Annotated in this window: 9 protein-coding genes; 3 read left to right on the top strand and 6 right to left on the bottom strand. The window is 63.5% G+C overall.

Annotated elements, in window-relative coordinates; translation table 11 throughout:
* Positions 1-41: 41 nt before the first annotated feature.
* Complete coding sequence (locus KSS96_RS12190; RefSeq protein WP_017528343.1) at positions 42-830, bottom strand: SDR family NAD(P)-dependent oxidoreductase; 789 nt, start codon at positions 828-830, stop codon at positions 42-44.
* Between the two features lie 165 nt (positions 831-995).
* Here KSS96_RS12190 and KSS96_RS12195 point away from each other — a divergent pair, with 165 nt between their 5' ends.
* On the top strand, positions 996-1,565 hold the full coding sequence (locus tag KSS96_RS12195) for a TetR/AcrR family transcriptional regulator (RefSeq protein WP_017528344.1): 570 nt from the start codon (positions 996-998) through the stop codon (positions 1,563-1,565).
* A 3-nt stretch (positions 1,566-1,568) separates the two neighbouring features.
* On the opposite strand, the gene KSS96_RS12200 is transcribed toward KSS96_RS12195, so the two are convergent.
* The 4 genes from KSS96_RS12200 to KSS96_RS12215 all read right to left on the bottom strand — a co-directional run bounded on the left by KSS96_RS12200 (position 1,569) and on the right by KSS96_RS12215 (position 7,288).
* Positions 1,569-2,909, bottom strand: a complete 1,341-nt coding sequence (locus KSS96_RS12200; RefSeq protein ID WP_017528345.1) for a c-type cytochrome — start codon at positions 2,907-2,909, stop codon at positions 1,569-1,571.
* Positions 2,910-2,925: 16 nt separating this feature from the next.
* The gene (locus KSS96_RS12205; protein WP_017528346.1) at positions 2,926-5,157 is read right to left on the bottom strand and encodes a xanthine dehydrogenase family protein molybdopterin-binding subunit; all 2,232 of its coding nucleotides are present in this window, start codon (positions 5,155-5,157) and stop codon (positions 2,926-2,928) included.
* Positions 5,157-5,615, bottom strand: coding sequence for a (2Fe-2S)-binding protein (locus KSS96_RS12210; protein ID WP_017528347.1), 459 nt, complete (start codon positions 5,613-5,615; stop codon positions 5,157-5,159). The genes KSS96_RS12205 and KSS96_RS12210 overlap by 1 nt, the downstream gene beginning before the upstream one ends.
* Before the next feature lie 773 nt (positions 5,616-6,388).
* Entirely contained in the window at positions 6,389-7,288 is a 900-nt protein-coding gene (locus tag KSS96_RS12215; RefSeq protein ID WP_217856359.1) for a LysR family transcriptional regulator, read from the bottom strand.
* Between the two features lie 107 nt (positions 7,289-7,395).
* Here KSS96_RS12215 and KSS96_RS12220 point away from each other — a divergent pair, with 107 nt between their 5' ends.
* Positions 7,396-8,748: an MFS transporter gene (locus tag KSS96_RS12220; RefSeq protein WP_065877848.1), complete on the top strand. Its 1,353-nt coding sequence runs from the start codon at positions 7,396-7,398 to the stop codon at positions 8,746-8,748.
* Positions 8,745-10,019, top strand: a complete 1,275-nt coding sequence (locus KSS96_RS12225) for a glucarate dehydratase family protein (RefSeq protein WP_017528350.1) — start codon at positions 8,745-8,747, stop codon at positions 10,017-10,019. Before KSS96_RS12220 ends, KSS96_RS12225 begins: the two co-directional genes overlap by 4 nt.
* Positions 10,020-10,101: 82 nt before the next feature.
* Here the strand turns inward: KSS96_RS12225 and KSS96_RS12230 are convergent, their stop codons facing one another.
* Positions 10,102-12,465 (bottom strand): TonB-dependent receptor, encoded by a 2,364-nt coding sequence (locus KSS96_RS12230; RefSeq protein WP_217856361.1) that lies wholly within the window; start codon positions 12,463-12,465, stop codon positions 10,102-10,104.
* Between the last annotated feature and the right edge of the window lie 55 nt (positions 12,466-12,520).

Consider the following 12,520-nt stretch of genomic DNA (forward strand, 5'->3'; position numbering starts at 1 on the left):
GTGATTCAACTCTCAGTGCGCCGAAGTGAGTGTAGTGCGGTTTATGCCTTGGCCGTGTAGCGCTCGGCCACCTGGGATTGCTTGATCTGCGCGAGCAAGCCCTGGCGGGCGCCCTGCAAGTCATCCCAACGCGCAGCGTCCTGCAAGGGCGGAATGGTCACTGGCTCGCGACGGTCGAAACCGACCAGCGCGGCATCGACCAGGTCGCCCACTTCCATGATCTCGCTGAGGGTGTTGATGTCGATGCCGGCACGATCCCAGATTTCGGTGCGCGTGGCGGCCGGCAGTACGGCTTGTACGTAGACGCCTTTGGGCGTCAGTTCCAGGCTCATGCCCTGGGACAGGAACAACACGAAGGCTTTAGTCGCGCCGTATACCGTCATGCCGAATTCCGGCGCCAGGCCCACCACCGAGCCGATGTTGATAATCGCGCCGTCGCCGGCCTGGGCCAGGCGTGGGGCGATGGCGCTGGCCAGCCGCACCAAGGCGGTGGTGTTGAGCGTGACCAACTGCGCCACGCTGTCGGTGGACTGTTCGATAAAGCTACCGGACTGCGCGGCGCCGGCGTTATTGACCAGGATGCCGATCGCCGCGTCATCGCGCAGACGGGTTTCTACGCGGTTCAGGTCGCTGGTTTGGGTCAGGTCGGCCTGGATCACGTCAACATTAACGTTGTGCGCCTCGCGCAACTTGGCTGCCAAGGCGTCCAGTCGCCCCTTGTCGCGAGCGACCAATACCAGGTCGTGCCCACGTTGGGCAAAGCGCGCGGCGTAGGTGGCGCCGATGCCGGTGGAAGCGCCAGTGATAAGAACGGTCTTGGAGCTGCTCATGAATGGATCCTCGAATACAGGGGAGGGCGACGTGCGCCATGCCGGCAACAATTTGCGTTGGCGGTTTTATGATGTCGACCATAATCAAAGCTGTCAACAGTTTTGATTATGGTCGTAATCATAGTATGCTCAGGCCATTGTTTTAGGCCGTAGAGGGACAGGTCCATGAAAATCACCAAGACGCAATCGGCTGCCAACCGCGCGCATATCGTGCAGACGGCTTCAGAGCTGTTTCGCGAGCGTGGCTACGATGGGGTGGGGGTGGCAGAGCTGATGGCCACCGCCGGTTTCACCCAGGGCGGCTTCTATAAGCACTTCGGTTCCAAGGCGGACCTGATGGCCGAGGCGGCGCAAAACAGTCTTGCGCAATCGCTGGCCAGCACCGAAGGCCTCGATGTAGAGCAATTTATCCAGTTGTACGTGTCGCGCGAGCACCGCGACGGACGGGGCGACGGTTGCACCTTGGCTGCGTTGTGTGCGGACGCCGCGCGTCAATCCGGTGCGCTGAAGACGACCTTTGCCGACGGCGTTGAAAACACAGTGCGGGCGCTGCAGCAAAGCGTCTCGGCGGATACCCAGGCAACGGGGCAGGACAGCCGTGCAAAAATGCTCGACACGTTGGCCCATGCAGTCGGTGCCGTCATCCTCTCGCGCGCCTGCCCGGATGATTCGCCCCTCGCCGACGAAATTCTCCAGGTGTGCCGCGCAGAGATTCTCGCTTCCCTGCGCGGCTAGGCATCAGCGCATATGCAAAATGATCGGGCTGCTGCTGGCCGGGTCGGTGTGCCCGCGCAGCGTGCCCACTGCCTCGGGGGCCACCGCACCCGCCTGATTGCCCCAGGTGCCGCGCACAAAGGTCAGCACCTCGGCGATTTGCTGGTCGGACAACTGCTCACGGAACGCCGGCATGCGATACGCGTCCGGCACCCCGGCAGCCACGACGCGTTGCGAGCCGTTGAGGGTGATATTGATCGCCGACGCGGTTTCCTTGGCCAATGCCGAAGTGGCACCGGCCAGCGGTGGCATCCAGTCGGGCTGGCCCTTGCCGTCGGCACCATGGCAAGAAGCGCAGCGGGTGGCGTAGGTGTGGGCGCCGGGGGTATCCGGGCGCACCTCGGTGGCCACGTACTGCCAGGGCGTGCCGTCACGCTGCGGGTCGCCGGGCAGTGACTTGAGGTAGCGGGCAATGGCGGCCAGGTCATCGTCGGCCATGAACTGCGTGGAGTTGTTGAACGCCTCGGTCATCGACCCGTAGACCACGGCGTGGCGGTTACGCCCGGTCTTGAGGAACTGCACGATCTGCGGCTCGCCCCAACGGCCCAGCCCGGTGTTGGGGTCCTGGCGCAGGCTCGGTGCATACCAGCCATCAAGCAAGGCACCGGCGAGGAACGGCTTGCCGGATTCATCCAGCGCTTTCTCGTTAAAGGCCAGCCCACGCGGCGTGTGGCAACTGCCGCAGTGGCCGGGGCCCTGGACGACATAGGCGCCGCGATTCCACAACGCGTCCTGATCAGCCTTGGCGGCATAGGGGGCGGTTGGCGCGAACAGGCCGTTCCACAGCGCGATGGGCCAACGCAGGTTCAGCGGCCAGGGGATATCGCTGGGGATGTTCGCTTGGCTGGCCGGTTGCACACCTTTCATGAAAAACGCATACATCGCCCGAATGTCGTCGTCGCTGAGCTTGGCGTAAGACGGGTACGGCATGGCCGGGTAGAGCCGGCGGCCGCCCGGCGCGACGCCGTGGCGCACCGCCCGGTCGAAGTCGGCGAGGCTGTAGGTGCCGATGCCGTTATCGCGGTCCGGCGTGATATTGGTGGCATGAATCGCCCCCAGCGGCGTGGCCATTTCCAGGCCCCCGGCAAACGGCGCCTTGCCCGGCAGGCTGTGGCAGGCCACGCAGTCACTGAGGCGCGCGACGTACTCGCCACGGCTGACCTGGGCCGGGTCGAAACTGACGGCTTGTTGCTGTTCAAACGGTGTCGCGGGTTGACGGGTGACGTACCAGGCCAGCAGGCCGGCGGCGACCACGCAGGGCAGCGCGAGCCAGCCTGCGGTTCTTGCGAATCGACGGGTGTTCATGGGCGGTCTCGCTCGGTTAGCTGAAGGTGTATCGGCTCAGGGGCAGGCTGCGAATACGCTGGCCGGTCAACTGCGCCACGGCATTGGCCACGGCCGGTGCCACGGCGGGCAGCGGTGGTTCGCCGATGCCACCCATCTTTTCGCCACTCTCCACGATCTTCACGTGTACCTGCGCCATGCGTGAGGGCGGCAGGATCGGGTAAAGGTCGTAGTTGCGCGCCCGTGGCTTGCCGTTCACATACACCGCTTCTTCCAGCAAGGTTTGCGATAACCCCAGCGCGACCGCGCCGTTGACCTGCGCCTCGACAATCGCCGGATTGACGATGCTGCCTGGGTCGATGGCTTCCCAGATGTGGTGGACCTTGACCTGGCCGCTTTCAATCGACACCTCGGCGATCACCGCCGCGTGTGAACCGAACGGTGAGGCCATGGCCACGCCACGTGCACGGCGTGTGCCGTCTTCGGCGGTGTAGGGGCCGCGCTTCCAGCCGCCGGACAACTCGGCCACCGCCTTGAGCAGGGTGGTCAGCCGCGGATTGTCGCGCAGCAAATGCAGGCGTAGCTCGTACGGGTCGCGTTTGCCGGTGTCGGCCAGTTCGTCAAGGAAGGCTTCGTAGAAAAAGTCGTTGAGCGAGTTGCCCACCGAGCGCCAGTAGCCGAGCATCGCCGGGCCTTTGACGTAGATCTGCGCGATGCGTTTGTTGGGGATGGCGTAGCTCTTGCCCGACAACCCCTCAAGGGCCGTGGGGTCGATTTTATCGCCCTGTTTGCCGGCAATGGCTTCGGTGGGGCCTTCGGTGGCGCTGACTGCTTCGATGGCCACCGGCAAGCCGTCGGCATCCAGCGCGGCGCGGAACTTGACCACCGCGACCGGGCGCAGTACATCGCGCAGGAACTCTTCTTCCCGGCTCCAGATCAGCTTGACCGGGCGGCCCACGGCCTTGGCCAACGCGATGGCCTGTGGGTAAGGGCTGGCCGAGTCATACAGAAAGTGGCGGCCGAAAAAGCCGCCGAGCAGCGGCGAATGCAGGTTGATCTGCTCAAGGGCCAGGCCGGTGCGCTTGGCGATGTCGGCGCGGAACATGTCCGGTGCCTGGTTGGGCAACCAGATGTCCAACGAGCCGTCGGGGTTGAAACGCGCCAGGGCGGAAGGCGGCTCCAACTGGGCGTGGTTGACGTATTGGTTGTGGTAAGTGGCTTCGACCTGGGTCTTGGCGTTTTTCAGCGCGGCGGCCACGTCGCCTTCGTTTTCATCGTCGCGGGCCGGGCCTTGCTGGGTCGCAAGGAAGTCGCGGTAGCCATCGCTGGAAAACTCAGCGGGCATGGTGCGCACTGTGGAGTCGGCAGTCGGTTCTTGCCAGTCAACCTGGATTGCCTCCACCGCGCGCTTGGCATGCCACCAGCGTTCGGCCACCACGGCCACCGCGCCAGGCAACGTGTGCACGGAATGCACGCCCTTCATACCTTCGACCTGTGCCTGGTTACGCAGGCCGCCCACGGTCATGCCCAGGCGCGGCGCGTGCTGCACGGCGGCGTGGAGCATGCCGTCGACCTTCAAATCGATGCTGTACAGCGCCTTGCCGGTGGATTTGTCGTAGGCGTCCACGCGTTTGACCGGTTTGCCGATCCAGCGGAACTGGCTCGGATCGCGCAAGGTAATAGTGGCCGGGTCAGGCACCGGCATATCCAGCGCGCGTGCGGCCAACTCGCCGTAGCCCACGGAGCGGCCGGACGCGGCGTGTACCACGCGGCCGGGTTGGGTGCTCAGTTCGCTCAGCGGCACGCGCAGTTGCTCGGCGCCGGCCTGCAGCAGCATGGCGCGGGCGAGGGCGCCGAGGCGGCGCATGGTCGGGTAGCTCATGCGCACCGACATGCTGCCGCCGGTGATGCGCATGCCGTTGTCCATCACCACGTAGGCATCGCCGGGCGGCGCGGCTTCGACGATGAACGTGGCCGGGTCGGCATCCAGTTCTTCACCGACGATTTGCGCCATGGCGGTGTGGGTGCCTTGGCCGCCTTCCATGAACGGGCTGAGCAGGCGCACCGTACCGTCCGGGCGAATCTCCAGAAATGCCGGCACTTGGGTGCCGCGCTCCACGCCGGTGGCGGCCTGCACCCGGCCAGACCCGAGTGGCAGGCCAAAGCCGATGACCAGCGCACCCACGGCGGTACTGGCCAGGAAGCGTCGACGCGACAGGTTGATCGGCTCGCCCAGGGGCACACCGGGAATCAGTTCAGGCGTGTTCATCAGGCGGTCTCCTTCCCGGCGGCCAGGTCATCCATGGCGGCATGGATGGCATTGTAGGTGCCGCAGCGGCACAGGTTGACCATCGCCGCGTCGATCTGGCCCTTGGTGGGGGCAGGGGTGTGCTTGAGCAGGGCTGTGGCCGCCATTACCTGGCCGGACTGGCAATAACCGCATTGCGCGACCTGATGCTCGACCCAGGCACTGACCACGCGTTTGCCCACCTCATCGGCTTCGATGGCTTCGATGGTGGTGATCTCGCGACCGACCACCCCGGCCACTGGCGTCACGCACGAGCGCACCACATTGCCGTCCACCAGCACCGAGCAGGCGCCGCACTGGGCCAGGCCGCAGCCGTATTTGGTACCGGTCAGGCCCAGATCGTCGCGGATCACCCACAGCAGTGGCGTGTCGGCGTCGGCATCGACCTGATAGGCCTTTTGGTTGATACGTAATTCCATGGCGGGCTCACCTGCTGATCATCGGTTGGTGGTGCGGGTTTCTTATAGGAGGGTGCGACCGCAGGTCGCCCATCGTCGAACTCTAGACTACGGCGCAAGGGCTATCTATCTGATGGGGCTCAAGTTCAGAGGATCAGGCAAGTATTCAACAGGATTGGGTGACTGCGTCGGGCTTTGGTGGTTGGCTGCCTGTGTGGGAGGGGGCTTGCCCCAATGCCAGTCAGTCAAGCGCAGATCCCCTGTGGGAGGGGGCTTGCTCCCGATAGCAGCCTGACAGCCGGCCAGGATGTTGGATCAGATCGAGTACATATCCGTTGCTGCGGTAACGGCCACTTAGGGTTACGCCCTTACGGCGTGTCACTTTTGTAAAGTCCGGAAGCCGGCCCAGACAAAAGTAACCAAAAAGCCTTCGCCCCAACACTCGGCACCTCGCTCAGGCTCGGTGTGCCCGTAATCCGACATTGATTTGGGGGCCGCCGCCACGCGCCATCCATGGCGCGGGGCGGCTAAACCGGCATCCCTGCCGGTTTGCCCCCCCAATCAATATCGAATTTCGGCCAGCATGTTTGACGGGGCGATCCAAGATCAAGATCAAAAGCGCGGCGGCCTTAGAGCCGACCGGTATGCAACGCCGAACGTGCTGCAAATGTGGGTGGGGCGGTGCGATGATTCGACTTGCTCCCGATAGCGGTGAATCAGTCACGTGACTTTCTTCTGACCCACCGCTATCGGGAGCAAGCCCCCTCCCACAATGGCCTGTCGGTCATCGACACTCACGCCCAGCCCTCGCGCACCGCGCTGCGAATCCCTTCCAGCAACATGGCAAACGCCGGGTTGTCATTGTCTTCGCGCCAGATCAGGTGCAGTTCGCTCTGTGCGCCTTCGCCCAGGTCGATGTCGCGGAACATGACGTTCTTGAACACCACGCTGCTGGCGCAACGCGGCACCAGGGCCAGGCCCATGCCGGCGTTGACCAGCGCGAGGATGGTCAGTGACGAGCCCAGCCACTGTACGTATTGCGGCGCGACGCGGGCCGAGCGCAGCAGGCCGGTGAGCAGTTCGTTGAACGGCGGGTAGGCGGCGTGGGCGTACATCAAAAAGGGCTGCGCATCCAGGTCCTGCACGCTCACCGTATCGGCGTGTGCCAGCCGATGGCTGCTCGGCACCGCCAGTACAAACGGTTCGCGCACCAGGCATTCGGTGGCGTAGCCCGGTTCCAGCAGCGGTGCGCGGACGATGCCGAGGTCGATACGCCGGGCGCGCAGGGCTTCGTATTGCTGGTAGGTGTTCATCTCCGACAGGTCGATCTTCACCTGCGGCTGCTTGAGCCGCGCTTCGGCGATCACCTTGGGCAGGAACTCATACACCGCGCTGCCGACGAAGCTGATATTGACCGTGCCGATATCGCCTTCGGCAAAGCGCCGCGCGGTGATGGCCGCTTGCTGGGCGCGTTCGAGCAGGTTCTGCGCCTCGATGAAAAAGGCCCGGCCGGCGGCGGTGAGCGCGACGCTGCGGGTGGTGCGGGTAAACAGTTCCACCCCCAGGTGATGCTCCAGCAACTGGATCTGCCGGCTCAGTGGCGGCTGGGTCATGTTCAGCCGTTCGGCGGCGCGGCGAAAATTCAGCTCGGTGGCCACGGTGGTGAAGCAGCGCAATTGCGTCATCTCAAACATTGATCTAATTCCGGTATCAATCGCATGTCAGGTTAGATTAGACGGGAACAATCCTCGGCGTCCATCATCGACTCGTCCCTTAAAAAAACAATCAATGGGAGTTGCCCGTGGATATCCTCCAGAGTCCGCCAGACCCGACCGTGCTTGCCCGCGCGGCGGCCAAGGTCAAGCGCCATGTGCTGCCGCTGTTCGTGGTGATGTTCATCGTCAATTACATCGATCGGGTCAATATCGGTTTCGTACGCAGCCATATGGAAACCGACCTGGGCATCGGCGCGGCGGCCTACGGCTTGGGGGCCGGGTTGTTTTTTATCGGCTACGCGATCTTCGAAGTGCCCTCCAACCTGCTGCTGCAGCGCTACGGCGCGCGGGCTTGGCTGACGCGCATCATGTTCACCTGGGGCGCGGCGGCGATGGCGATGGCGTTTGTGCGCGGGGAAACCAGCTTCTATATCTTGCGGTTCATCCTGGGCGCCGCCGAGGCCGGTTTCTTCCCCGGCATCATCTATTACTTCACACAATGGTTGCCGGCCAGCGAGCGCGGCAAGGCCATGGCGATTTTTCTCAGTGGTTCGGCCATCGCCTCGGTGATCTCCGGGCCGGTGTCGGGGGCGTTGCTTAATGTCAGCGGTCTTAACCTGCACGGCTGGCAGTGGATGTTCCTGATCGAAGGTTTTGCTTCCATCGCGCTCTGTGGGTGTGTGTGGTTCTGGTTGCAGTCCCACCCGCAGCAGGCCAAGTGGCTCAGCGACGACGAAAAACACGCGCTGGTCAGCGCCATTGCGCTTGAGCAGCAGGCACGCGAGGCGAGCCAGAGCGTGCGGCCATCGATGTTCAAGCTGCTGGCCGACAAACAGATCGCGCTGTTCTGCTTTATTTACTTTTCCATCGCCCTGACCATCTACGGCGCCACGTTCTGGTTGCCGAGCATGATCAAGAAAATGGGCAATCTGGGCGACTTCCAGGTGGGCTTGTTCAACTCGATTCCGTGGTTGATTTCGATCGTCGCCATGTACGGGTTCGCATCCCTGGCCAGCAAGTGGAAACACCAGCAGGCGTGGGTGTCGCTGATGCTGGTGATCGCCGCGTTCGGCATGTTCATGTCCACCACCGGCGGGCCGGTGTTTGCCTTCGTCGCCATCTGTTTTGCCGCGATCGGCTTCAAGGCGGCTTCGGCGCTGTTCTGGCCGATCCCTCAGGGCTACCTGGATGCGCGCATTGCGGCGGCGGTAATTGCCTTGATCAATTCGGTGGGCAACCTGGGCGGTTTCGTGGCGCCCACCACTTTCGGGTTGCTGGAGCAGACCACCGGGTCCATCGAGGGTGGTTTGTATGGCCTCGCCGCGACCTCGCTGGTGGCTGCGGTGATGGTGTTCTTTGCCCGCGCCACGCCTCGAGGGCCAACTCCTTCTTCTCATCATCACGCCATGCGTCCAGGTCCACAGGGAGCCGCCTCTTGAAAATTGTCCGCGTTACCGTCACCCCGATTGCTTTCCGTGACCCGCCATTGCTCAACGCCAGCGGTATTCACGAACCCTTCGCGCTGCGTTCGATCATCGAGATCGAGAGCGACACCGGCTACATCGGCCTCGGCGAGAGCTATGGCGATGCCCCGGCGCTGGCGATCCAGCAACAGGTGCAGTCGCAGCTGATCGGGCTCGATCCGTTCAACCTCAACCAACTGCGCGCCATTGTGCAAGCCACGGTGGCGGCGCATAAACCGGCAAGCCTGGCCGGTGCCGAGCTGGCGCCGGGCTCCCACGCGAGCAAGGCGGTGAGCAATGCCTATTCGGCGTTCGAGGTGGCGTTTCTCGACTTGCAGGCGCATTCGCTGAATGTACCGCTGGTGGACCTGCTCGGTGGCGCGGTTCGCGATCGGATCCCGTTCAGTGCCTACCTGTTCTTTAAATACGCCCAGCACATCGACTCGCCCTACAAGCCCGACAGTTGGGGCGAAGCGCTCAACGAAGAACAGATCGTCGCCCAGGCCCGGCGCATGCTCGAAACCTACGGCTTCAAAAGCATCAAGCTCAAGGCCGGGGCCCTGGAGCCCGAACATGAAGTGGCGTGCATCAAGGCCTTGAAGAAAGCTTTCCCCGGCGTGCCATTGCGCATCGACCCGAACGCCAACTGGTCGCTGGAAACCTCGATTCGCATGGCTGAACTTCTTGGTGACGACCTGCAATATTACGAAGACCCGACCCCCGGCCTGGACGGCATGGCCGAGCTGCACAAACGCACCGGCTTGCCCCTGGCGACCAATATGGTCGTGACCGACTTTGACGAATTTCGGCGCAGCGTGGCCTTGGACAGCGTGCAGATCGTACTCGCCGACCACCACTATTGGGGCGGCCTGCGTGACACACAGGTGCTGGCGAAGATGTGCCAGACCTTTGGCCTGGGCGTGTCGATGCATTCCAATTCACACCTGGGCATTAGCCTGATGGCCATGGCCCACGTAGCCGCGTCGGTGCCCAACCTCGACTACGCCTGCGACACCCATTACCCGTGGCAGGAACCGGACGAGGAAGTGATCAAGGGCGGCAAATTGCCGATCATCGATGGCTGCGTGCAGGTCACCCGCGCACCGGGGCTGGGCCTGGAACTGGACCATGACCAGTTGGGCATGCTGCACGATCAATACCTGAGCTGCGGCATTCGCCAGCGCGACGATGTGAAACAGATGCGGCGTTATCAACCGGACTGGAAAACCGTCAAACCACGTTTTTGAAGCAGGTCGCTTGGTGTTGCCCGTGAGTGCATGTGGGTGCGCTTGCGGGCTTTTTTTGTGTGGCCTTGACTGTCGGTCTCGATCAGAAATCAACCGTAGCCGACAACGACAACGTGCGTGGCGAGCCTTGGGAAAACGCGCCGTATGAGGCAACGCCTGACCAATACTGGCGATCGAACAGGTTCTGTACCGTGGCGCGAAATGTGGTTGGCTGTTCGGCGATGCGGGTGCTGAAGCGCGCGCCGATATCGAAGCGTGTCCAGGCATCGAGCTGTTGCGTGTTGGCCTGGTTGGCGTACTGGCGGGCGGTATAGAGCGCGCCGCTGGTGAGCGTCAGGCCCTCGACCCATGGCGTGTCCCATTCGGCCCACAGGTTGGCTTGCACCTTGGGCACACCCACCGGTGCGTTGCCTTGGTTGGCGGCATTCGCGGTCTTGGTCAGTCGCGCGTCCAGCAGGGTCACGCCGCCGAGCAGGCGCGTGCCTTGGGTGACTTCGCCAGACACGCTCAGTTCGAGGCCGCGGTTGCGCTGTTGGCCCTGTACCGAAAAGCGCCCGGCGGCCAATTCGCCGCTGGGCTTGTGGATCTGGAACAGTGCGAGGGTCGACATGAACGTGCCGTAGTCGATCTTGACCCCGACTTCGTGTTGTTTGGACACGTAAGGCGCAAAGACCTCCCCCGCGTTCGCGGCATTGGAGGGCGCCACGTCACCTTTGCTCAGGCCTTCGAGAGCGTTGTAGTAGAACGCCACATGCTCCCAGGGCTTGAGCACCACGCCAAACAGCGGTGTGATCTGGCTGTCGTCATAGGCGCTGGTGACGGCGCCTGCGTTGTTGTAGTTGCTCGATTGGATACGCTGCTGGCGCAGGCCGAGGGTGATCTGCGCCCGCTGGTCGAGTATCGACAAGGTGTCGGCGATGGCGACGCCGGAGAGTTCGGAGGCCGAGACTTTGGGCATATCCGGCTTGGCAATCGACGGTTCTGGCCGGTTCACCGGGTGATAGATATTCGACAGTACCGGCGCACCAGAAATGATCCCCCGCGACAGTTCATCGCGATAACGGCTGGCCTGTAGCGTGCTGCGGTGGCTGATCGGCCCCGTGTCAAAGCGCAGCCATGCTCCGACGTCGACCGTGTAGCGCTGCACGTTGAAGCGGTAGTAGCCGGGGATCGACGAGGTGTCGCCGGCGGCGTTGACGATGCTCGGGGTCTGGTCGGACAGGCGCGCCACGGCCGATTTGCCGCCGCCGGCGTGGGCGAACACGGTGAGGGCCTCGGTGAGGTCGTATTCGCCGCTGAGCAAAGCCGATTTGTCCCGGGTGCGCGACCAGCCCCAGTCCTGACTGACGTTGGTGCGGCCGTTGGCGGCGGTTGGGATGGCCACGTCGCTATCGATCAGGAACGGGCGGGAGGCCGCATCGAAGGTCTCTTGCTGGGAGATCAGGTCGAGGCTGGTACGCAGGCGTTCACCCTGGTAGTCCAGAGACAGGGCGCCGATGTCGATATTGCGCGACTGTTGGTCGATCACCGTGTCGCCATTCTGCACGCTGGCATTGATGCGTACGCCCAAGCGCCGCGCCTCGCCAAGCCGTCGGCTGATATCGAGGTGGTTGCCCCAGTGCGCATCCTGGGCGTAGCTGGCGGTATAACGGGTCAGGTCTTCATCGAGAGAGCGCTTGGGCACGATGTTGATCACCCCGCCTACCGCGCTGTTGGGCGCCATACCGTACAGCAGCGCGCCGGGGCCCTTGACCACTTCGATGCGCTCGGCGTAATCGGTAAACACGCGGTAATTGGATGCCACGCCGTACACACCGTCGAATGCCAACTCGCCGAGGTTGCCTTCACCTACCGGAAAACCACGGATGAAAAACGAGTCGACAATGCCGCCCGTCTGCCCGGTGGAGCGTACCGAGGAATCGCGTTCCAGCACATCGCCCACGGTGGTCGCCTGCTGGTCCTTGATCAGCGCCGCGCTGTAGGTGCTGACGCTGAAAGGCGCGTCCATGATGTCGGTATTGCCGAGCATGCCCAGGCGTCCACCGGTGGCCACTTGGTTGCCGGAGTACAGCGGTGGCAGGCTGTTGGTGCGTGGCTCGACGCCGCTGACCGTGGTGTCCGACAGCGTGACTTGGCGCAATACGAGGGTGTAGCTGCCGTCGTTGCGCAGTACCGCCTCCAGGCCGCTGCCGGCCAGCAACCGGCTCATGGCTTGCCGGGGCGAGTAGTTACCGGACAAACCCGGGCTGGTCAGGCCTTCGGTGAGGGCAGGGAGGAACGACAGGGCAATCCCGGCCTCCATGGCAAAACTCGACAGCGTGGCTCCGAGCGGGCCGGGGGCAATCTGATAAGCACGCACCCGCGCCGTCTCCAATGGCGCCGGCACGTCCGCCAGGGCGGTACCGGCCAGGGCCAGGCTGAGCAGCGCGCTGCGAATGACAAGCATGGAAGGCAGCCCTATGGATAAGAGGGAAGGGGGCTTGTGTTTGCCAGTCGAGATC

The organism is Pseudomonas asgharzadehiana (genome assembly GCF_019139815.1).
Lineage (GTDB): Bacteria > Pseudomonadota > Gammaproteobacteria > Pseudomonadales > Pseudomonadaceae > Aquipseudomonas > Aquipseudomonas asgharzadehiana.